Raw genomic sequence first — 23,476 nt, forward strand, 5'->3', positions numbered from 1 at the left:
TTTACTCTTCGGTACTTTGACTGGCCGCTATGTAGTAGGCACCACTCTGTACCCAAGTAGATGACTGCTGTTCAGGGCTCAATTCAATGAGCGAAACCCAATCTCCTGAGCTTGCGCCTATCTTTATAGGCGTCTTTATGAAACCTTCACTCGTTTTGATAAAACCATAAGTAGCGCCACCTTCCTGAATGATGGCGCTTTTAGGAAGTGCCCAGTTTTGTTCTTCAGAGCTATAAACCGTAGCATTGATATAGACTCCTGGTCTGAGAAAATCATAGTCTGCTTCGGGGTGTGCATGTACTAGGATGATGCGTTCATGAGGGTCTACTTGTTGCCCGATGAGTACGATCTCTCCTTGATAGCTTTTGTCTCCGCTGCCTGGGAAAGTGAAATCAAGTTTTTGACCAATTTTGACTTTGAGGATATCTTTTTCATAGACTTTAAGTTCTAAGTGCATGTGTGTCTTGTCTATCATCTGATACATGACTTGATTGGGATCCATGTATTTGCCGATGCTTAGGTTGTTTTGGGTGATATAGCCAGAGATCGGGGCTAAGATATCAAGACTTGAAATCAACTTATTTGCAGAGATATTAGCTGTATTTATGCCCATAAGTTCTAGTTGTGCTTTGATACTAGCAAGAGAAGCTTGCGTGATCTGCCAGCTATTTTCTACTTCTTGAAACTGCTTGAGTGAGGAAGCATCTCCTGACCTCAGTTGTTTTTGACGTTCGTACTCTTGGTCCAAAAATCTATGCTGACTTTGAAGTTCGAGAAACTGCTGCTGCATTTTGATCAGTTCAGGGTGTTGAAGGGTAGCTAGTTTAGTACCTTTTTTGACATAATCTCCAGGGTAAAAATGTGTCTCCTTTACGAAAGCACCAATGGGAGCTGTGATATTAGCGGTACTTTCGGGAGGCACATCTACTACACCTGTACATTGAAAAGTCTCGGTCAAGTGCTTCTTTTCCAGTGCTCCCCATGAGATTTGAGCAGCCGCTATTTGATCAGCTGTAAGAATGATATTGTTTGATGAGTTGAAGACTTCCTGCTCCTTAGTTTCAGGGTTATTTTGGCAAGCTACTAAGAGTGGGAGCCAAAACGTTAGGCTGATATATTTATTGATTTTCATGATTGTAGTAGTCGATTTTTAGAATTAGGTCATTGTAGTTGAAAATAGTCTCTAGGTGCTGCAGTCGAATGTTCATAGCTGTAGAGAGACTTTGGAGATACTCTATGTAAGAAGCCTGACCGCTATCATACTGTATTTGGGCAGTTTCTTCTAGCTGAGTAGCTTGCTGTAGCGCATATTCCTCATAATATGCTAGCTGCTTGGTGAGCAATATTTGATTGCTTTGAAGCTGTTGAAGCTCACGATTGATCTCAAACCGCATACGATCCATCTCAATCTGCGCTTGCTGATGAGCGATTTTACTTTGCTGTATTTTGGCGCTGTTTGGTACAAACCAAATTGGGACAGATAGCCCCACTTTGAAGCCATTTAGTCCCGTAAATGGGCCTGCAGGATCACTGATATTTTGGACAAAGTACCCGAGATTAAGCTCTGGGAATAGCTGACTTTTTTGCACACGAATCTCCTGAGAAGCTACTTGCACCTGTGCTTGTTGTAGTTGCCACATTAAAGTGCTTTCCGCATGAGGGGCTTCCACTACATTCAGTGACACTAGACTGTCTCTTAATATGATATCTTCCTCACTGAACAGCCAGTACTTTAATGCTTGCATGGCTTGTGATAGCATTTGCTCAGCCTGAAGGAGTTGATTAGAAAGTGCCATTTTATTTGTCTGAGCAGTAGTACGCTCTAATAGCGAGATTTCTCCAGTAGCGAATCTTAAGGCCGCTTTTTCATCAAATCTTTCGTAATACACATAGGTGTTTTTGATGAGGTCTAACTGTGACTGTCTAAAGAGGGTCTCTTGATAGGCTCGACTCACCTCATAGGAGAGTTGCGCTATAGTCAGCTGCTTTTGTGTATTTGTAAACTCGGTGATGGCTGAAGCTTTTTTGGCTCTCTGTAGGTGAGCAGGAATACTCCCCAAGTTTTGATTAATCTCAAAATACGGGTCTCGCTGGGGGAAGTTTTGCTGACCATAGGTATAGTTGAGGTCTGTCATGCCCAAAGCGAAACTTTCTTTTTTACTGAGTCGCTGAGCTGAGACGGCTAGTTCTGCTGACTCCACCAGCGGATGATGTGCTATAGCGTATGCTTTGGCTTCTGCTAAAGTTAGTTCTTTGGCATCTTGTGCATATAATAAAGATGCACTAAAGAGGCATAGTATCAGTAGCAATGATTTTTTGGGGGTTTTAAAAGAAAAGACTTCGCCCAAATAATACAAGGCTGGCAATACCAATAGTGTGAGTAGTGTAGCTGTGATAAGCCCTCCAATTACTACTGTGGCGAGCGGTTTTTGAACTTCTGCACCTGCGCTATTACTCAAAGCCATCGGCAAAAAACCCATAGAAGCTACAGCCGCAGTCATGATGACAGGTCTGAGTCTTACTTTTGCTCCCTCTTTGATTAAGCTGATTAAGTCCATATTTTTTTCTTCTTTGAGTGAGTTAAGATAGCTGATGAGGACAATGCCATTGAGGACTGCTACTCCGAATAGAGCGATAAACCCTACACCTGCAGAGATACTAAAAGGCATGCCTCTTAAGTAAAGGGCTCCTACTCCTCCAATAGCTGATAGCGGTACTGCTGTGAATATCATCAGCGTATATTTCACAGAACGAAAAGTAAAGTAGAGTAAAATAATGATTAGCAGAAGTGCGATAGGCACTGCAACAGCCAGTCGTTTTTCCGCATTTTTAAGGTTTTCAAATTGCCCCCCATAAGTGACATAGTATCCAGGATCTAGCTGGAGACCTTTCGACAACTTTTTATTGATTTCATTTACCAAGCTTTCCACATCTCTATTGCGAACATTGATGCCGATAGTAATGCGTCTATTGGTATTTTCCCTTGAGATTTGTAGTGGACCTTCTTGCTGAGAGACTTCCGCTACTTGCGAAAGAGGGATACTAGATCCATCAGTTAGTGGGATCATCAAGCTGCTAAGCTCAAGAGTCTGCCTCTCTTGTTCGCGTAGTCTCACGACCAAGTCAAACCTACGCTCTCCCTCATAGACGACCCCCGTCTGAGCACCACCTATGGCGGCTTTTACAACTTGGTTGACCTCAGACACTTGGAGTCCATAGCGTGCCATAAGTGTAGGTTGATAGTTGATCCGATACTGAGGCGAACCTTCTATCTGCTCTACTTTGATGTCTCCGGCACCGTCAATGTCTCTGATCATACGAGCAGCTTCTTGTGCTTTTTCTGATAGGACATTTAAGTCATCACCATATATTTTGACAGCTATGTCGGTTTTCACACCCGTCATCAGTTCATTGAATCTGAGTTGTATAGGTTGGGTAAAATCAAAAGAAGCATGCACTAAGACACTCAGCTTTTCCTTCATCAGGTCTGCTAAGTCTTCTCTATTGTCTGCGCTGACCCATTCGTCTTTTTCTTTGAGCAAAATCATCACATCGGCTTCCTCTACAGACATGGGGTCTGTGGGGATTTCGGCTGTACCGATTTTGGAGATCACGCCTGTCACCTCTGGGAAGTTGTCCAAAAGGATTTTTTCAGCCTTAGTGGAGGTTTTGATGCTCTCCTCTAGGGACGATCCAGGTGGGAGTGTGATCTGCATGGCCAAGTCACCTTCCTCCAGCGTAGGGATAAACTCGCCTCCCATCTTGAGAAATGCCATGACTGTCAAGATAAATAGAGAAAGTGCGATCAATACTGTTTTGCGCGCATGAGATAGTGCTACCGAAAGTAATGGCATGTAGCCACGCTGAAGCCAAGCGATGATCTTGTCCGAGAAGTTTTCCTTATGGTTGATTTCTTTTTTGAGGAAAAGCGCAGACATCATCGGCACGTAAGTCAGCGAAAGGATGAATGCTCCCAATATCGCAAAGCTTACTGTCTGTGCCATCGGGCCAAATGTTTTCCCCTCGATACCTGTGAGCGCAAGTATAGGTAAGTAAACGATGAGGATGATGATTTCGCCAAAAGCCGCAGAGGTTCTGATTTTAGCAGCAGCACTAAATACAGACTCATCCATTTGATCTTGGGTGAGCTTGGTGCCACTCTTAGTTTTGTGGAAATAGTGCAAGATGCTCTCTACGATGATCACTGATCCATCTACTACGATCCCAAAGTCGATGGCTCCTAGCGACATGAGGTTAGCAGAGATGCCGAATATATGCATCATCGCTAGGGCAAAAAGCATCGCTAAAGGAATCACCGAAGCCACAATCAGTCCCGCTCGGAAGTTACCAAGAAGTAGCACCAAAACGAAGATGACAATGAGCCCTCCTTCTATCAGATTTTTGGAAACAGTAGCAATGGTTTTATCCACTAGCTTAGAGCGGTCAAGATAAGGGACTATGCTGACCCCATCGGGTAGACTTTTTTGTACTTCTGCTACTTTGGCTTTGACCAAATCGATCGTTTTAGAGGAGTTGGCTCCTTTGAGCATGAGGGTGATGCCTCCTACAGCCTCTCCCTTGCCATCCTTGGTCATAGCACCATATCTCAGTGCGCTGCCAAATGTTACCTCCGCCACTTGACTGATAAGAATAGGTACGCCATTGATAGATTTGATCACGATCTGCTCTATGTCACTAGGGCTTTTGATGAGTCCTTCTGCTCGGATCGCATAAGCCTTTTGTCCATCATTGAGATAGCCTCCACCGATATTTTGATTACTTTTTTCAAGTGCTGATATGACATCTAAAAGACTTAGACCAAAGCTCTGAAGTGATTGAGAGTTGACACTGACTTCATACTGCTTGAGATATCCGCCAAATGAACTCACCTCTACGATACCTGGTATGCCAGAGAGCTGTCTTTTGACGATCCAGTCTTGAATAGATCGTAGCTCCATCGCATTATAAAGGTGTTTTTTATCTGGGCTGATTTCTAGTGTGTATTGATAGATTTCGCCTAGTCCTGTAGTGATCGGCATGAGTTCTGGACTTCCCATTCCAGAGGGGATTTCTTCAGAGGCTTTCAGTATTTGTTCTGATACCAGCTGTCGGGCATCGAGTATGGGAAAATCCTCTTCAAATACGATGGTCACTACTGACAGTCCATAGCGAGAAATGGAGCGGATCTCTTCCACACTTGGGAGGTTGGCCATGGCCAGTTCTACAGGAAAAGTGACAAATTGCTCCATCTCCTCTGGTGCTAGTGCGGGAGATACGGTGACTACTTGAACCTGATTGTTGGTGATGTCAGGGACGGCATCTAAAGCGAGCTGAGTAGCTGAGTAAGTACCCCAACCTATCAGCCCTAGCATCAAGATTATGATGATTAGCTTATTCTTGATGCTATAGCGGATGATTTGATCAATCATGATAGCAGATATTGATGTGAGAAATGTAAATAGTGCGCTTTGAGGAGCGCAAGAGGTCACATCAGATGCGTGGAGGCTGGATCAAAAGACCGAGGTCTAATGAATCATAAAAGTTAGCATAGAAGCTAGTATAAGATACTCCTTGAGGAATATCAGTAAAATCAAAGGAGAATAAGTTAGGCATGAAAAGTTGAAGGCCTGATACTTGGCTACCAAATAGAGGAAGGGCTGTTTCATGTACAGGTTCTTCATGTTGACTACCGATGCTATAATGCATGACGATGAAATCTATCATATCAAAGTCACCACTCGCTTGTGCTTTATGATAGTTGAAATGGTCAATGAAAGCAGGGATTTTTGAAAACTCACCAGTGGCACTCATCGGCAGGAGACTTGCCAAAAAGAGAAATGAGGCCATTAAAACTGCTACTAGTGGTTTCATGGTCGAAATGTACATGGAACTCTGTAAAATAAAAATCCAATCATGTAAAATATACTGCTAGGCCTACAGGAGCTATTTCAAAACATTTTACTCCATTTAGCGGTCATGATGGAAAGCAATCAATCATGCATATCCAAATTCAGACAGAAGTTTCGGCAGATCATTTATCCGTTAAGGAAGGTTTCACACAAGACCTTTTTTTGAAACTTAATCCCCCTTTTCCCCCTGTCAAACTATTGAAATTTGATGGCTGTGATACTGGTGATCAAGTCAGCTTGGAGCTCAATTTTATCTTTTTTAAGCAGAGGTGGGATAGTCTCATCACCGAAGATCGTACAGACGAACAGATTTTCATGTTTGTAGATGAGGGTGTGAAACTCCCTTTTTTCTTAAAGTATTGGAAACACAGGCATATCGTAGAGGCTCGAGGAGATGCATCGGTGATCATAGATGATATTAGTTTTAAAGCTCCATTTCTATTGCTGACATGGCTGCTGTATCCTGTACTTTATTTGCAGTTTCTCTATAGAAAGCCGATTTACAAGCGAGTATTTACAAAAAAAGCACGTCAGTAAGACGTGCTTGGGTTTTGGGTTTATGGTGTTTGGACTCAGCCAAGTTTGAGATTTTCGCAATCCTCGATCACACAATCTCCATATAGTACAAGTGAGTGACTGGTGATCTTAGAATCCAGTGACTTACCCATAGCTTCTTTGATATCATTGATGCGCGCATCTGAGAACTCTCTGATTTTGCGACATTGGTTGCAGACATGGTGGTCATGATGCTTGTAAGTGAGCGCTTGTTCGTAGAGGGCTACTTTATCTTTGAACTGGTGTTTGACAGCTAGGCCACATTCTACTAGCAAATCTAGCGTATTGTAGATCGTAGCGCGACTGATGGTATAGCCTTTATTTCTCATTTTGAGAAAAAGATTTTCTACATCGATGTGCTCATCTTGTGGCAATGCATATAGCTCATCTATGACGGAAAATCGCTCTGGTGTCTTGCGACTGCCTTGTCTTGAGAGATAGTCTTCAAATATGCGCTTTGCTTTGTCTATGATATGCTTATCCACCGCCTCTTGATTTTGTGTTCGACTTTAAATATGCGTGAATTTCTATTGTAAATCAAATCAAGGGATAAATAAATTGCTGTACTCTAGAGGGCAATATAGCGTGCAGATTCGTACACCCTGTGAGAGATATACTTAGCTTTTTGTGCTTAAAACTTTAAGTTTCCGTATTTTGACTAACTTCAAGCTTTTGGGAACGATATTTGGCAAAAATCAGGGGAATGAAATTTTTATGTTGATCTATCATATCAAAATGGGTTGGAACAGGATCAGGGCCATAGAGTATGGCAAGGCGCATCTAATTGGGATGATCCTAGAAACTTGTATCTTTTTATTTATCCTCCAGTTTATCATGGACAAGCAGGTGCTGTATAGCCTGATCACAGACTGGTTGGAGCCGATCATTTGGTTGTTTCCCTTTTTACTAACCTTTTTCAGCTTTTTATTTTATCTACACATCTATTACTCTGTGTTTATCAATAGGCGCAAAGAACTTGCCCTTCGTACACTGATGGGTGCTTCGGCTATGAAGCTCTGCTGCTTGGCCTATGCAGAGATTCTGGTCAAAGTCAATGTAGCCATTTTTACCGCAGTAGCGCTTATTGAAGGTTTCTTGTTTGTCCTTCAATACCTCTTTGACCTATATATGGTGATTCCATCTTACATCTCTTGGATGACGATCTTGATCACTTGGGGCTCATTTAATTTACTAGGCTTAGTGGCGTTGATGTTTTTTAGGATAAAAATCAAAACAGCCCCTCCTAGCATCCTAATTCATCAAAATCCAAGAGTCTAAATATTCCTCGTAACAATTTGATGCTGAAAGCTATTATTTGATTAAATTATCAAAAAGAAGGTCATCAAATTTATGCGCTTCATCAAATCGGGGTTGTTTGGTCTATTTATATTCCTGAGTACTCAAGTCCTTGGTCAACAGTTCGAGGTGAGTGGATTCTTTCTGACCAACAATCAACGAAAAGTCGAAATTCCTTTTGAGAATCATGGTAACCTGATCATCGTGAAAATGATGCTTCAGAACCAGCTTCCACTCAACTTTGTGGTAGATACGGGTGTACGCTATACTCTGCTGATAGACAAGGTTTACAGTGATCTGATCAATATCAATTATGATCGTCAGCTTGCGCTCATGGGTCCAGATGGTAAAAATACTGTCAATGCTTACGTTGCCTCTGGAGTTGACTACCTCGTATTAGGAGGTTTGATCGCGAGAAACCAATCTTTCTTGGTCTTGGAAGAAGATTATCTAGACTTGAAGAGCTTTTTGGGGCTTCCTATTCATGGGATTATTGGGTTTGATCTCTTTGATCGCTTTGTGGTAGAGCTCAACTACGATGATATGATCATGACATTGCATGAGCCGAGGAGTTTTAAGCGCCCTAAGCGCATGCGCAAGGTGCCACTGGAGATCATCGACACGAAGCCTTATATCACGATAGATATCCAACAGAGAAATGGCAAAGTGCTGAAAAATGCTAAAATGCTGGTAGACACTGGCGCCAGTCATGCGATCATGATCAATAGGGAAACAACTGATGATGTCTTTATGCCTGATCGTCAGCTGGAGACTAGTCTAGGACGTGGACTTGGGGGTGAGATCGGTGGTGTAGTTGGTAGAGTGGACAAAGTTTCTTTCAACCGTTTCACCTTTCGTGAGGTACTTACATCCTATCCAGATCCGAATGATTTTTCATCTATCATCAAAGACACAGGTCGCTTCGGCACGGTGGGAGCCGATATTTTCTCCAAGCTTCGGATCATCATCGATTATGATAAAAAGCAATTATTTCTAGCCAAAGGAGGCAGGTATAGAGAACGTTTTGAATTTAACATGTCTGGGATTGAGTTTAAAGCGCAGGAACTATTAGGCAAGAAGATAGTTATCAACTCTATACGCGAAGGGACACCTGGAGATGATGCAGGACTTCAAAAAGGGGATATCCTCTATGCGCTTAATGGTTCACTAGCTTCTTCTATGACTTTGACTCAGGTAAATGATTTGATGAGCTCTAAAGATGGCAGGACTATCAGGATGGTTGTCTTGAGAAATGGTGAAAAGCTTCGCGTCAAGTTTGATCTAAAGCGACTCATTTAATGAAAATATTACTGACAGGAGCCAATGGGTACATTGGTCGAAGACTACTTCCACTGCTTGTACAGGCAGGGCATCGAGTGGTCTGTCTTGTCAGAGATGTGGACAGGATAGACTTGGAGGAGGATCTACGAGCTAAAGTCAGCTTAGTAGAAGCAGATCTTCTAAAACCTGATACTTTAGAAAGTCTCCCTACAGATATAGATGTAGCCTACTATTTGGTGCATTCGATGGGCAAGACTTCCACAGATTTCACCAAGCTAGAAAAAGCTTGTGCAGAAAACTTCCAATCTTACCTTGTCAATACTACAGTCAAGCAGGTCATTTACTTAGGAGGTATCTCCAATGATGATGGACTGTCTAAGCACTTGACTTCTCGAAAAAATGTAGAGACTTATCTGCAGTCGTCTCATTACGCATTGACAGTCTTACGTGCTCCTATCATCATAGGATCTGGGAGTGCTTCCTTTGAGATCATTAGGGATTTGGTAGAAAAACTTCCCGTCATGATTGCTCCTAAGTGGTTGCAGACAAAGTGCCAGCCTATCGCGATCAGAAATGTGCTGGAGTACCTCAAAGGGGTGGCTCTTAATGAAGGAACCTATGACAAGATCTTTGACATAGGAGGTCCTGAGTCACTCACGTACAAAGAGATGCTGCTGAAATTTGGAGAAGTGAGAGGGCTGAAGCGATGGATTTTTACTGTGCCAGTACTTACACCAAAGCTATCCTCGCTTTGGCTGTACTTTGTGACATCTACTTCTTTTGGACTAGCGAGAAGCTTGGTGGACAGCATGCGCAATGAAGTAGTCGTCAAGACTGGGGAGATACGGGCATATGTGCCTGTAGAGCTGATTCAATATGATCATGCAGTCAATTTAGCATTTAACAAGATCGCACAAAATGAAGTCATCTCCAGTTGGAAAGATAGCTTCGTAGCCAGTGCAGATGACCTACAGCGAAGCCAATATATCCAAGTACCTAAGTATGGTTGTTTTGTAGATAAAAAAGTCAGAAAGGTGCCAGCGGAGGATATCCCGCGGATTGTCCAAAACATATGGTCTATTGGTGGTGAGAGAGGATGGTATTTCTGGGGCTTTCTTTGGAAGGTTAGAGGCTATATGGACAAGTTAGTCGGTGGTGTGGGACTAAGAAGAGGGCGCAGAGATCCTTTTCATTTGGTAGCTGGAGATGCGCTTGACTTTTGGAGGGTACTATTGGCAGATCGAGAAGAACGTAGACTTTTATTACTAGCGGAGATGAAGCTTCCTGGAGAAGCTTGGCTAGAGTTTCATATTAGAAAGACCAAGGATGGATATTTTTTAGTACAAAACGCTACTTTCAGACCTCAGGGAATTATGGGCAGGCTTTACTGGTACTCAGTTTTGCCTTTTCACTTATTTATCTTCAATGGGATGATCAATCGGCTGATTGCCTATCGCCCAGCTTAGGAAAGTAGTTTTTGTCTCAGGAGAAACTCTAATTGTTCGTTGGCTCGAATCAGGCTTTTAGTCAGCTCCTTATTTTCTTTTCTTAGTGCAAACATCTCATAAGCGTTTTTGATAATGTTTTTGAGATACTGCTCTTCCCAAGGTTTCGTGATATAGTGATATACTTGCCCCTTATTGATAGCATCGATCACTGCTTGGATATCTGTGTACCCTGTGAGGAGTATCCTGATAGGCTCAGGATAAAGTGGGATGATCGTCTCAAGAAACTCCACTCCTGTCATCCCCGGCATGCGCTGATCAGTGATAATGATTTCTATAGGATTCTCGGCCAAAATCTTCTGTCCTTCTAGTCCTGATTCGGCTACAAAGACATTATAATCTTTTCTAAAAGCTGCTTTAAATGAATGAAGATTATTCACTTCATCATCTACATACAGAATGTTTATTTTATCAGCCGACATCAAATGCTTCAGTTATGGTTTGAGATTCAATAAAGTTAGTACAAAAGGCCTTAAGTTTTTTGTGTTAAATAAAATTAGGCAAAAATTTTAAGTTCAGTCTAAGGTCTCTATATTTATTGGTAAAAATATTATAAAATATCCAAGAATTCAATTGAGCAAATTTTAGAAACCTTGGATTTTTGCTTTGACTCGACCTATGCTTGACAAACTTTTAAACCCTGATTTTAGCCTTCAAAAGGTATATACTCCAACTTTTTTTGATCTAAAGGACCAGGCAGATAGTGAGCAATTGGCTCAGCTACTCAAGTCAGATCCTAAAATAGTGGTCAGTAATACGATACTAAGCCAAATAGCAGAGTTGATCAAAAATAGGCATCCTCAAGAGAAGTTTTCTGAGGAGCGACTACAGGCTCTTGCCCTTGAAGAGCTAGGAAATCAGCAGCAAACATATGGTCTTTGGGTCTACTACCCATGGCTGAGAAAACTCATTCATATTCTTAGAAAGGACGACTTTATTAGTTTACGAACCTCTCGTAATCGCTTCAAAATCACACCAGAAGAGCAAGCATTACTTGCACAAAAGAAGATTGCTTTAATTGGTCTTTCTGTGGGGCAATCAGTGGCGATGAGCCTGACTATGGAGCGTGGCTATGGTGAACTGGTCATCGCTGACTTTGATATCTTAGAACTCACCAATATCAATAGAATCAGGTCAGGCGTGCACAATATCGGCTTGCAAAAGACGGTGGCAGTAGCTAGAGAGATTGCTGAGATCGACCCCTATCTAAAAGTAACTTGCTTTCATGAGGGAGTCACTGCGGCTAATTTGGATGAATTTCTCACGGCAAACGGGCGAGTGGATCTACTCATAGACGAATGTGATAGTCTGGAAGTCAAGATCATGGCCAGACAGCGTGCTAGACAGCTGCAGATACCAGTTCTGATGGATACTAGTGATCGAGGAATGCTTGATATAGAGCGATTTGATTTGGAGCCTCAGCGTCCACTATTTCACGGGATGTTGAAGCCTATCTTTGGTGATGGTTCCGAGGAGATCACCCCTGAAAATAGAACCCAAGTATTAATGACAATTATAGATTTCGATAAGCTATCAAATGAGGCTAAATATTCGCTCGGACAAATAGGTAAAACAATTTCAACTTGGCCTCAATTAGGCGCTTCTGTCACTTATGGAGGAGGCATCACAGCTGAAATGTCAAGGAAAGTCCTCCTAGGAAAAACACTTGTTTCCGGTAGATATTATGTAGATTTGGATCAGATTATTCAATGAAAAATCCTCTCTAATGGTAACTATAAAAGCTTTCAGAGCCATTGATTATCCAGATGAATGCGATCTGTTCATAGAGGGCCATAGTAAAGTGCTTACTAGTATAGGGGTTAATAAGGTTACTTCAAGTAAGCACAGTTGGAAGGATAATCCTGCTGCGTTTGTGATTATAGTAAAGTCTGAAGATGGAGAAAGGGTTCTAGGCGGTGCTAGAGTTCATCTTTGTGGTGGTACTCAAATGCTACCAATAGAAGAGGCTACTGGGGAGATGGATGATAAGATCTATGAGATCATAGATAAGTACGCAGAAAGAGGTTCTGGAGAGATTTGTGGACTTTGGAACTCTAGAGAGGTGGCAGGCCTAGGTATTGGAAGTGTTTTTTTAACTCGAGCTGCCGTAGCTATCTCACAATTGATCGGCTTGGAAAGTTTATTTGCACTATGCGCTCCTTATACTGTGAGAATGGCAGAGACACTAGGTTATGAACTACTCGAGAATATCGGAAATAAGGGGACGTTTTACTACCCAAAACTAGATCTTTTAGCTACCTCAATGGTGCTAAAAGATGTACAGACATTGAGCAAGGCCGAAGATGAAGATAAAAAAAATATATTTGAGTTGAGTAGAAACCCTGTGGGGAGGCGAGTAGAGATTCTTAGAAATAAAGAGGTGGAAATTAGTTATAACTTGCTGATTGATAACCTAGAAGAGTTTAGTTTTAAAGATGTTTTGAATATGCATACAAAGCAGCAACTGATAGAAAAATTTGCAAAAGATAATGACATTCAAATCCTTTAAGATTTTAATTGGGTTATTGGCGCTTCCAATGATTTTGTCAGCACAAGATGTGGAAGACGTATTGATCATGTCTAGTGACGAGTCTGTTCCTATTGATAAAGGGGTTTACATTAATAAGTCTGCTTCTGATCTGTCCATTTTTGAAGTTATAAAACTACCGATAGATCAAAATTGGGAACGAGCTACGAATAAAGTGCCTAATATAGGGGTAAACAAAACGCCTGTTTGGGTCAAATTCGATATAAAGAATCTCTCAGATAAAAATGAATTTCTATTAGAGTTAGCATATCCTAATATTGACAATATCACTTTTTACAAATTTAAAGACAATCAGTTTGTTGACAGCTTACAAATAACTGAATTTCAGGGTTTTAAACAGAGATATTTTGACCATCATAATTTTTACTTTCCCCTTTCTCCAAAATATGGAGAGACAGTCAATGTATTTGTTAAAATAAGTAATGGAGGACAAACACTTCTTCCATTTGAAGTAGGCTCTTTGAAGAACTTTGTTCAAAAAAACACTACCAAAGACATCTTTAATGGAGTATATTTCGGCATTATTGCCGCTATGTTTTTTTACAACCTTTTCTTGTTTTTCACTATCAAAGAAAAGATTTATCTCTATTATATTTTTTATCTATTGATCATGATTGGAACCCAACTGACGCTCCAAGGATATGGATTTAGATTTATCTGGCCAGAGAGTCCAGGCTTTGCTAAAATAAGCGTTTATTTATTTGGGTCTCTTTCTGGGATCACTGTGGTGATGTTTGTGAGAGAATTTCTTCAAACAAAAGCCATCATACCTTTTATAGATAAGATACTTATAGGCTTGGTTTTGCTTGATTCCAGTGCTCTTGTATTTGCCATGCTCAGTCAATACGAGATTAGTTACAAAATCATTGACTTTGTTGCAGGTGCTGGATCATTCTTCGTTCTAGGTGTGGCTATCTATTTAGCTAAAAAGGGTGTACACTCAGCTAAGTTTTTCTTGTTGGCATGGTCTATTTTTCTAGTGAGTATATTGATCTATGTCATGAAAAATTACGACTTGCTTCCATTTTCTATCCACTCTAATATCGTGCTGCAGGTAGGGTCTGCTTTGGAGGTGATCCTACTCTCCTTTGCGCTAGCTGATAAGATCAACATCCTGAAACAAGAGAAAGAGAGATCTCAAATAGAAATGCTCGAGGCGCTAAAAGAAAACGAGCGAATCATCAAAAGGCAAAATGAACTTTTGGAGTCTAAAGTCAAGGAACGTACTGTCGATCTAGAGAAAGCCAATGATGACTTGAGCACAGCTATCAAGGACCTCAAAGACGCACAAACACAACTTGTAGATGCGGAAAAGATGGCCTCTCTGGGTCAGCTAACAGCGGGAATTGCGCATGAGATCAATAACCCTATCAACTTCGTCAGCTCAAATGTCAGTCCGCTGAGAAGGGATATAGATGACCTACTGTCCTTACTCAACTTGTATGAGTCTAAAGCGGGAGTTTTCTTTGACAATGCAGCTCAAGAAGAGATCAAAAAGGCGAGGCAAGAGATGGATATCGACTATGTCAAAGAAGAAATAGAACTGCTTCTCAGAGGTATGCAGGATGGGGCTTCACGTACGGTAGAGATTGTAAAGGGCTTGAAGTTGTTCTCCAGAGTAGATGAGCAAGATGTCAAAAAAGTGGATATCCATGAGGGTATCGACTCGACCTTGATCCTGCTCAATAGCAGCATGAAAGACATGATAGATGTGCAAAAGGACTACGGGTCACTGCCATTGATTGAGTGCTTTCCAGGTAAGTTGAATCAGGTCTTTATGAATATCATCTCCAACTCGGTGCAGGCTATCGCCAATGTACCAGATAGGACAGAAAGAGGGCTGATCCATATCACCACGACCACACTGGCAGAAAACTACATCAGCATCAGTATCAAAGATAATGGCCCAGGAATACCAGAAGAGGTTAAGTATAAAATTTTTGAACCATTCTTCACCACCAAGGCTGTGGGAGAAGGTACTGGACTAGGACTCTCTATAGTATATAAGATCATCGAAAGCCACAAAGGCGAGATAAAAGTCAAAAGCCAAGTAGGAAAAGGCTCTGAGTTTATCATAACTTTACCTATCTTTCAAGAACAGCGAAAGGTAGCATATTAAATATCATGAGCGAACAAAAAATCAATATCCTCTATGTAGATGATGAGTTTAACAACCTCACGGCATTCAAAGCGGGCTTCCGCTTGGACTACCAAGTCTTTACAGCACTCAATGCCAAAGAGGGGATGGAGATCTTGGACAAAGAAGATATCCACATCATAGTAGCCGACCAGAGAATGCCTGAGATCACAGGTGTTCAGTTTTTTGAATCTATCAGAGAGAAGCATCCAGACCCGATCAGAATATTGCTCACAGGCTATTCAGACATCAATGCCGTCATCGATGCCATCAATAAGGGAAAAATCTACCACTTTATAGATAAGCCTTGGGATCAAAAGGAGATCAAAGTTGCGATCAACAATGCGTATGAAATCTATCGTACGAGAAAAGAACTCAAGGCCAAAAATGAGTCTTTGGTCAAAGCTTATGAAGAGCTCAATAAGTTTGTCTACAGTGTGTCGCATGACTTGCGCTCTCCGTTGATGTCGATCCTTGGAGTTGTCAAGTTAGCCAAGTCTGAGCCTAGAGAGCCAGAGAGCTTAGAGTACTTTGAGATGATCGAAAAGATGGTCAACAAGCTCGATGAGTTTATCCACAACATCATCAATTACTATAAAACTACTCGGGAAGAAGACTTCATCAAAGAGATTGATTTCAATAAGCTCGTCAAGGAAATCATGGGAAGCTATGAATACTTGCCAGAGTCTAAGCATATAGAGTTTGACATTCAGATAGATCAGCCTGAAATCTGTATCTCTGATGAAGTCAAAATGAAAATCATCCTCAGTAACTTGATCTCAAATGCGATCAAATATCAAAAGGAGAGCAATGATCAAAAGCGAGTAAAGGTAGAAATCAAGGTAGATCAGTCTCATGTTCATATAGCGGTCACCGACAACGGTATCGGTATAGAAGATGAGTACAAAGAATCTATATTCAAGATATTCTTCAGAGCCACACAGCGCAATGTTGGGTCAGGCATCGGGCTGTATATCGTCAAAGAGTCCATACATAAACTAGGTGGCGAGATCCATGTGAGCTCTCAGTTCAATGAGGGGAGTAAGTTTGTTGTAAAACTCCCAAGCAGAGTTGCTTTAGCAGAGGAGACTTGATCGTCTATGATTTACACTAAGAGGAGATAGGGGTCAAATGAAAGATACAGTGAGTAATGAACTCATAGAAGTAGTTGCCAGTGAGAAAATGTATTTCTTTTCTATACAAATAGACAAGGATCAGCAGCTTTCGTGGAATTACCTAGATGAGGATTTCAAGAACCTGCTTGACCTGCACCATGTCGTATTAGATAAGGTGCCATATCTTCTATTTGTGGCTTTTCACGAAGGCAAAGCCGTTCTAGAGATCAATACCTCAAAGGTGACCCTACTTCGCTTTTTGATCAAAGACACTAAGCTATCAAACATAGGAAGCAGTCGACTTCTGGCAGGTAAGCTGGTAGAAATCAATGATGACTTAGAGTCAAGCCTCTCAGACATGTCGCCAGTCAAAATGCTCCTCTCACAGCAGCTTGTGGGTGTAGGAGTTTTTTCTTTTAAAGAGGCTTTTCAGCATGACGATACAGATACGCTGAGACTGAAGCTACGACAGGCAGTCCCACAAATGAGACTTACTCGCTGCAATGATGTTTTTGCAAGACAATACGCTACTTCAAAAGATCGATTAGCAGACCGAGAGCTATTAGCATTTTTTGATGGGGATTTAGAAGCAGCGCTTTATGATATTGCTATCGTGATCGAAAGAGATCAGCATACGATCATTTCCCATGAGACGCGCCTAGATGGCTCCAAGATGATTGTTGAGGGTAATTATTTTACCCTTTATGACAAAAATCACTGGGTCAAAGGAGTCTTAGTTTTGCAAAAGGACATCACAGACAAAGAAAAGGCTTTTGAAGAGCTCATGGGCGCTGAGCGACTCAGTGAGTTGATCAAAAGAAAAACAGGCCAAATATTTTTTGATTTCAATGCTGTCAATAGGACGATACATTTCAGTGGAGCTTTTGAAGATGTGACAGGCTACTCTTTAGAGAAGTATGGCTATATCAATGTCGATAAGGTCAATAAACTCGTGCACAAAGACGACTTTGAGTACTTAGCCGGCATGTTTAAACAAGCTATTGAGAAAAAGGAAAATCTCAAAGTGAAGTTTCGTGTGTGGAATAAGACAGGTGGAGTCGTTTTCGTGGAGGCATCTGGCATCACATATACAGATGAAGCTGACTGTACGCTCATGGTCGGAGTGATCAAAAATATCACCCAAGAGATCAATTTCGAAGAGGAAATCAAACGCAGCGAGGTACGCTATAGACAGATATTTGAGTCTTCTCCATTGGGGATTTTCCAGTTTGATAGACATGGTGAGATCACGGATTTTAATGCCCGTTTCGTAGAGGTACTTGGCAGCCAAGCGGATAAGTTGACATCCTTTAATATGCTAGAAAGCGTAAAGAATGAAGGTGTGATCAAAGCCATCAAAGAAGCGCTTGAGGATAAGAAGGGTTTTTACGAAGGAGAATATAAAGCAGTAACTGGTAAAAATACTGCCATCATCAGGCTTCATACACACAAGCTTTCGGGCTTTGATCTCTACATCGGTATCGTAGAGGATATCAGTGAGAAAAAAGTTGCGCTTAAAAATCTCGAAGTGATCTCGAAAGTCACGGCTAGTCTGACTGGAGATACCTTTTTCAATACGTTGGTAGAGCAGCTTACTACGCATTATAAGATGCGCTATGCTTTCATCGGAGAACTATCAGAAAATCAGCGACAGGTACACATGTTAGCTTGCTCTAAGGATGGTAAGTTAGAAAAGCCTTTTGACTATGAACTAGCGCATACACCATGTGAGGATGTGCTGGAGTTAGAGATCTGTCATATCTTGGAAAAAGTGCAAGCTAGCTATCCTAAGGATCAGTTGCTGGTGGACATGAATATAGAGGCCTACATCGGAGCAGTGATCAGTGGTGCTCATGGAGAGCCTATTGGTATCCTTGTCATGATGCATGATGAACCGATGCCTGATCGCTATAATGTCAGAGAGACGCTCAAAATATTTGCTGATAGGGCTGGTGCAGAGATCCAAAGAAAGCGCGCTAACCAACAAATAGCGGAAAGTGAAACACTCTACAGAGCGATAGCAGAAAACTTCCCTAAAGGGACAGTGGATGTCCTAGACACTTCACTGAATTATATCTATACACATGGCTTGGAGTATAATGATCTCGACATCAAGCCAGAAGATCTAATCGGCAAACCACACCTGAACAAATACTCTAAAGATGTAGCTGATCGAGCAGAGGAAAATCTCCGCAAGGTACTCTTAGGCGAATCCGTGATGTATGAGATCAGCTACTTTGGCAATGACTACCTGAAAAGTGGTGTACCACTCTATGATGCTGATGGACAGATCAACCGTATCTTACTTGTCACTCAGAACATCACTGAAAGTAAAATAGCGGAAAGAGAGCGTGAGAAGCTCATCCGAGACCTCACTTTCCAAAATGACGAGCTACAGAAGTTTGCCTATATCACTTCGCATAATTTGAGATCTCCTGTGGTCAATATTGTGGCTTTACTGTCTATGTATGAAAAGGATAATCCTCAAGCAGAGGATAATCAACTCATCATAGAAAAATTGGAAAAATCGGCACATCTACTAGACGCGACATTGCATGATTTGGTGGAGATCGTTTCCCTGAGAAAGGAAAAGGCTGTCAAGCCAGATGATGTGGATTTTGATGAGCTGGTACAAAACGTCAAGCATAGTATCCAAAAGCAAGTGGATGATGCACAAGCGGTCATAGAGACGGACTTTGCGGCAGCTCCGATCATTCACTACCCTTATGTGCATCTGGACAATATCCTGCTCAATCTTTTGACAAATGCCATCAAGTACCGTTCGCCTGAGCGCAACTTACATGTACAGATCAAGACCGAACGTGCAGATGATTTTATCAAGCTGACCTTTACCGACAATGGCCTAGGGATAGACTTGGAACGCTACAAGGATCGCATTTTTGGACTTTATCAGCGCTTTCACTCCCATGCAGATGGGAAAGGTTTAGGACTCTATCTGGTGAGAGAGCAAATCCGATCTTTGGATGGTAATATCGAGATAGATAGTGAGGTCGATAAAGGAACGACTTTTTACGTTTATCTCAAAGATATTCGCTGATCACCAACCTACATAATTGGGAGGCGTGATGCCCTCTGCTCTGAGGTAAATAATGAGTTGCCCCCTGTGATGCGCTACGTGATCATTCATCAGTGCCAGAATCTGCCTCTTGGTCAGATCCCCTGCAAAAAACGATACCGTCTCTTCTAGCATTTCAGGAGTGATTTGCTTGACTTGTGCGAGTGCAAAGTCATAAGCCATCTCGGTCAGTTTGACGAGTTCGGCTTTGGTATAGGTGCTTTGTTTGAGATCTCCAGTAAACTCTTGTCCTTTGATGATATAGGTACTGCTCAGCCAGACCATATTCTGGGCGATGTGCTGTATCTGACGCTCAAAGGTCATGACACCTTCTACTGGCTTGCCAGTGAGCAGAGCTTCGGGAGTAGCTTCTATGATTGTTAATGTGTAGGCTTTAGAGTTAAGCCACTTTTTTTCAAATTCTGAGATCACATCTTGGCTTTTGGCTTGGTATCCAAAGCACAAGAGAAAAAGGAATAATAGGTTTTTCATTTTAGTCAAATTTCAAGGTGCCTTTTCGGCTTGCGGGATGGAGGAGCAGGCTTTTGATCTTTCCATTGAGGTCAAAGTTGATCACATTCTGCTGCTCTTCGAAGTCATCTAGCAGGATTTCATTTCTGACATTTACTTCCTTAGGAGTATTGGTACGATTACTTTCTAGGTACACCCAGACAGCGTCTTCTTCTACTTCATAGCCAAGATAGTTCATGTTGAGGCTAGTGCCATTGACACTGATGCTTACTTTATCCGCTAGGTATTTTTTGATCAAAAGGTTGAGCGTCTCAGGATTTTCGGGCTTTAGGATATTGACTTTTTGCTGGTAGGCATTATCTAGGCCTTTCTCGAGGTCGTCCCAAAAGATCTTTTGTGTCATCTCTACTTTTTGGCTGGTAGGATTATATCTCAAGTCACACAAACTGATGTAGAAAGGATGAAGGGTCACCATCCAACCCCATAAAAGTACCGATATATAAGCGAGAGGCATTTGAGATCAATTTTGCTTAGAGTTTGCAAATTATGCATTAATATTACAATCTGGAAACAAATAGGGATGGTCGGTAGTCTTCCCTTTTAATTCAAAAATCACATGTCGCAGTTTACTTTGTATTTCAAGCTTGGAATGCAGCATATCTTAGACCTTCAGGGTTACGATCATATTTTGTTTATTGTAGCGCTTTGCGCGGTCTATTTAGTGAGGGATTGGAAAAAAATCCTCATTCTAGTAACAGCTTTCACCATCGGTCACTCCATCACCCTTGCGATGGCTACTTTCAATGTCATCAAGGTCAATGCAGACTTGATCGAGTTTTTGATTCCTGTGACCATCTTTATCACAGCAGCCTTTAATATCGCACGCGCCAAATCTACAGGGGTTTCAGGAAACATTCAGCTCAATTATGGTTTTGCGATCATCTTTGGCTTGATACATGGGCTTGGTTTTTCTAACTACTTGAAGAGTCTTTTAGGGAAAAATGCAGACATCGTGCAGCAACTTTTAGCCTTTAATCTAGGCTTAGAATTGGGTCAACTGCTCATAGTTTCCATATTCCTTGCCTTATCCTTTGTGTTTATTGGTATATTTGGAGTAAACAGGAGGGACTGGAACATGGTTATCTCCTCTGCGATAGCAGGTATTTCACTTGTCTTATTATTAGAAGCAAAATATTGGTAAAAAAATGTCTATGAAGAAGCTTTTACTTTCCTTGATGATTTTGGCTTTAGGTTTTAGTACCTATGCGCAAAATGAACAAAAACATGCATATAAATTTGAGCAGCTCGGTACGATGCTCCGCTCGCCAAACGTGTACCGTACCGCCTCAGGTGCACCGGGTCATCTCTATTGGCAGCAGAAGGCCGACTACAAGATCAAAGTAGCCCTCGATGATGCCAAGCAGCGCATCACAGGCTCTGAGGTAGTGACTTACTACAACAACTCCCCAGATGTCTTGACTTACCTTTGGATCCAATTGGATCAAAACCAAAGAGCTAAGGATACTGATACTTACAAGACACAGCCTAGCAGCATCAACCCTCGTATGTCGATGACGCAGCTTCAAAACATCATCTGGCACAACGAGGAGCTTGGCTATCAGATCAAATCTGTCAAAGATGCCACAGGAAAAGACCTGCCAGTCGCGATCAACAAGACTATGATGCGCATTGACTTGCCTCAGCCGTTGGCTTCTGGGGAAAAGTTTGAGTTTGCGATCGATTGGGAATTCAATATTCACGACAGAGCAGGTTTCATCGGTGGTCGTCCTGGCTACGAGTATTTTGCAGAAGATGGCAACTATCTCTACACGATGGCCGAGTGGTTTCCACGCATGGCGGTGTACTCAGACTTTGAAGGCTGGCAAAACCTACAGTTTATCGGCAGAGGTGAGTTTGCCCTTGTCTTTGGTGACTATGAAGTAGAGATCACAGTACCAGCAGATCATATGGTGGCTTCTACTGGAGAACTACAAAACGCTAAGGAAGTCCTTTCTGCTACTGAGTTTGACAGATGGACTAAGGCACAGAACACTTTTGACAAACCAGTAATCATCCGTACACAAGCGGAAGCTGAGAAACTAGAAAAAGGGAAGGCGAAGGATACTAAGACTTGGAAGTTTAGTGCAGAAAATGTTAGAGACTTTGCTTGGACATCTTCTAGAAAATATATCTGGGATGCCATGGCTGTAGAGCTAGCAGGCAAGAAAGTAATGGCGATGTCCTACTATGCCAAGGAAGCCAATCCACTGTATGAGACTTTTTCTACACGTGTAGTAGCGCATACTTTGAAGACATACTCGAAGTTTACCTTTGACTATCCATATCCAGTAGCCATCTCTGTGGAGGCTTCAAATGGTATGGAATACCCAATGATCTGCTTCAACTATGGTCGTCCTGAGAAGGATGGTACCTACTCTGAGGCCACTAAAAACGGTATGATAGGAGTAATCATCCACGAAGTTGGACACAACTTCTTCCCGATGATCGTCAACTCTGATGAGCGTCAGTGGACTTGGATGGATGAGGGCTTGAATACTTTCCTACAGTTCTTAACAGAGCGTGAATGGGATGCTGATTTTCCATCAAGAAGAGGTCCTGCGGATAAGATAGTCCCTTATATGAGGTCTAGTAAAAACTTGCTGGAGCCTATCATGACTAATTCTGAAAACATCATTCAGTTTGGGCCAAATGCCTATGCGAAGCCAGCCACAGCGCTCAATATCTTGAGAGAGACTGTGATGGGTCGTGAGCTATTTGATTATGCTTTCAAAGAGTACAGCAAGCGTTGGATGTTTAAGCATCCGACTCCGGATGATTTCTTCCGTACGATGGAAGATGCCTCGGCAGTTGACCTTGATTGGTTCTGGAGAGGTTGGTTCTTTAGCACAGATGCGGTTGATATCTCTCTAGCAGATGTGAAGTGGTATAAGCTAGATAATAGAACGCCTAAGCAGAAAAAAGATGCTGCCAGAGCAGCAGCGGAAGCAGATGATAACTATATCTCTAAGATCCGTAACAAGGAAGCGATTCCTCAGACCTATGTCGATCAGAATCCTGCAGCTAGAGACTTCTACAATACCTATGATGCCTTTGCAGTCACTCCAGATGATGAGCAAGCTTATCAGCGATTTATGAGCTCTCTTTCTGCTGATGAAAAAGCCTTGCTTAATAGTGGTATGAACTTCTACGAGATCACTTTTGACAATATCGGTGGACTAGTGATGCCATTGATCTTAGAGTTTACCTATGCTGATGGTACTACTGAAGTAGAGCATATCCCAGCACAGATCTGGAGATACAATGAAGAGCAAGTGACACGTGTTTTCCCTAAGATGAAGGAAGTCACTGCGATCAGACTGGATCCATACAGAGAGACGGCTGATATCGATGAAGCCAACAACTATTGGCCAAGACAGTTTGTCCCATCTAGATTTGACATGTTTAAGCAGCAGCAAGGTGCAAGGGGTGCTTCTACAGGAGGCAATCCAATGCAGCGTGCCAAGCAGAAGAAATAAGATTTAGTAAATACACTACAGCAAAGCAACCTCAGCGATGGGGTTGC

Annotated in this window: 18 protein-coding genes; 11 read left to right on the top strand and 7 right to left on the bottom strand. The window is 41.9% G+C overall.

The window, feature by feature from the left end; genetic code table 11:
- Position 1 precedes the first annotated feature (1 nt).
- From I5349_RS06115 to I5349_RS06125, 3 genes are all read right to left on the bottom strand, one after another.
- Entirely contained in the window at positions 2 to 1,132 is a 1,131-nt protein-coding gene (locus I5349_RS06115; RefSeq protein WP_226389859.1) for an efflux RND transporter periplasmic adaptor subunit, read from the bottom strand.
- Positions 1,119 to 5,429, bottom strand: a complete 4,311-nt coding sequence (locus I5349_RS06120; RefSeq protein WP_226389860.1) for a CusA/CzcA family heavy metal efflux RND transporter — start codon at positions 5,427 to 5,429, stop codon at positions 1,119 to 1,121. The genes I5349_RS06115 and I5349_RS06120 overlap by 14 nt, the downstream gene beginning before the upstream one ends.
- A 61-nt stretch (positions 5,430 to 5,490) precedes the next feature.
- The gene (locus tag I5349_RS06125) at positions 5,491 to 5,871 is read right to left on the bottom strand and encodes a hypothetical protein (protein ID WP_226389861.1); all 381 of its coding nucleotides are present in this window, start codon (positions 5,869 to 5,871) and stop codon (positions 5,491 to 5,493) included.
- A gap of 125 nt (positions 5,872 to 5,996) precedes the next feature.
- Between I5349_RS06125 and I5349_RS06130 the strand changes: the two genes are divergently transcribed.
- Positions 5,997 to 6,446, top strand: coding sequence for an SRPBCC family protein (locus I5349_RS06130; RefSeq protein ID WP_226389862.1), 450 nt, complete (start codon positions 5,997 to 5,999; stop codon positions 6,444 to 6,446).
- A gap of 35 nt (positions 6,447 to 6,481) precedes the next feature.
- On the opposite strand, the gene I5349_RS06135 is transcribed toward I5349_RS06130, so the two are convergent.
- Positions 6,482 to 6,949, bottom strand: a complete 468-nt coding sequence (locus tag I5349_RS06135) for a Fur family transcriptional regulator (RefSeq protein ID WP_226389863.1) — start codon at positions 6,947 to 6,949, stop codon at positions 6,482 to 6,484.
- Positions 6,950 to 7,178: 229 nt separating this feature from the next.
- Between I5349_RS06135 and I5349_RS06140 the strand changes: the two genes are divergently transcribed.
- The 3 genes from I5349_RS06140 (at position 7,179) to I5349_RS06150 (ending at position 10,507) form a co-directional block, all read left to right on the top strand.
- Entirely contained in the window at positions 7,179 to 7,742 is a 564-nt protein-coding gene (locus I5349_RS06140) for a hypothetical protein (protein WP_226389864.1), read from the top strand.
- Positions 7,743 to 7,814: 72 nt separating this feature from the next.
- A complete protein-coding gene (locus tag I5349_RS06145; RefSeq protein WP_226389865.1) occupies positions 7,815 to 9,059 on the top strand; it encodes an aspartyl protease family protein in 1,245 nt (414 codons plus the stop codon).
- On the top strand, positions 9,059 to 10,507 hold the full coding sequence (locus tag I5349_RS06150) for an SDR family oxidoreductase (RefSeq protein ID WP_226389866.1): 1,449 nt from the start codon (positions 9,059 to 9,061) through the stop codon (positions 10,505 to 10,507). Before I5349_RS06145 ends, I5349_RS06150 begins: the two co-directional genes overlap by 1 nt.
- Here I5349_RS06150 and I5349_RS06155 read toward each other — a convergent pair.
- Positions 10,504 to 10,968, bottom strand: a complete 465-nt coding sequence (locus I5349_RS06155) for a response regulator (protein ID WP_226389867.1) — start codon at positions 10,966 to 10,968, stop codon at positions 10,504 to 10,506. The genes I5349_RS06150 and I5349_RS06155 overlap by 4 nt on opposite strands.
- A 196-nt stretch (positions 10,969 to 11,164) precedes the next feature.
- Here I5349_RS06155 and I5349_RS06160 point away from each other — a divergent pair, with 196 nt between their 5' ends.
- The 5 genes from I5349_RS06160 to I5349_RS06180 are packed head-to-tail and all read left to right on the top strand — an operon-like array spanning position 11,165 to position 19,404.
- Complete coding sequence (locus tag I5349_RS06160) at positions 11,165 to 12,259, top strand: ThiF family adenylyltransferase (protein ID WP_226389868.1); 1,095 nt, start codon at positions 11,165 to 11,167, stop codon at positions 12,257 to 12,259.
- Positions 12,260 to 12,272: 13 nt separating this feature from the next.
- The gene (locus I5349_RS06165) at positions 12,273 to 13,055 is read left to right on the top strand and encodes a hypothetical protein (protein WP_226389869.1); all 783 of its coding nucleotides are present in this window, start codon (positions 12,273 to 12,275) and stop codon (positions 13,053 to 13,055) included.
- A 28-nt stretch (positions 13,056 to 13,083) separates the two neighbouring features.
- Positions 13,084 to 15,213, top strand: a complete 2,130-nt coding sequence (locus I5349_RS06170; RefSeq protein ID WP_226389870.1) for a sensor histidine kinase — start codon at positions 13,084 to 13,086, stop codon at positions 15,211 to 15,213.
- Positions 15,214 to 15,218: 5 nt separating this feature from the next.
- Positions 15,219 to 16,325, top strand: a complete 1,107-nt coding sequence (locus I5349_RS06175; protein WP_226389871.1) for a hybrid sensor histidine kinase/response regulator — start codon at positions 15,219 to 15,221, stop codon at positions 16,323 to 16,325.
- A 37-nt stretch (positions 16,326 to 16,362) separates the two neighbouring features.
- A complete protein-coding gene (locus I5349_RS06180; RefSeq protein ID WP_226389872.1) occupies positions 16,363 to 19,404 on the top strand; it encodes a PAS domain S-box protein in 3,042 nt (1,013 codons plus the stop codon).
- Here the strand turns inward: I5349_RS06180 and I5349_RS06185 are convergent, their stop codons facing one another.
- Positions 19,405 to 19,914 (bottom strand): DinB family protein, encoded by a 510-nt coding sequence (locus I5349_RS06185; protein ID WP_226389873.1) that lies wholly within the window; start codon positions 19,912 to 19,914, stop codon positions 19,405 to 19,407. It abuts the gene before it with no gap.
- Between the two features lies 1 nt (position 19,915).
- Positions 19,916 to 20,407 (bottom strand): DUF6702 family protein, encoded by a 492-nt coding sequence (locus tag I5349_RS06190; RefSeq protein ID WP_226389874.1) that lies wholly within the window; start codon positions 20,405 to 20,407, stop codon positions 19,916 to 19,918.
- Between the two features lie 102 nt (positions 20,408 to 20,509).
- On the opposite strand from I5349_RS06190, the gene I5349_RS06195 reads away from it, so the two are divergent.
- Positions 20,510 to 21,094, top strand: coding sequence for a HupE/UreJ family protein (locus tag I5349_RS06195; protein WP_226389875.1), 585 nt, complete (start codon positions 20,510 to 20,512; stop codon positions 21,092 to 21,094).
- A gap of 10 nt (positions 21,095 to 21,104) precedes the next feature.
- Positions 21,105 to 23,429 carry a M1 family metallopeptidase gene (locus tag I5349_RS06200; RefSeq protein WP_226389876.1) on the top strand — a complete coding sequence of 775 codons (2,325 nt, stop codon included), beginning with the start codon at positions 21,105 to 21,107 and terminating at the stop codon, positions 23,427 to 23,429.
- The last annotated feature ends 47 nt before the right edge of the window (positions 23,430 to 23,476 follow it).

It is taken from the genome of Penaeicola halotolerans, assembly GCF_016464625.1.
Classification (GTDB): Bacteria; Bacteroidota; Bacteroidia; order Cytophagales; family Cyclobacteriaceae; genus Penaeicola; species Penaeicola halotolerans.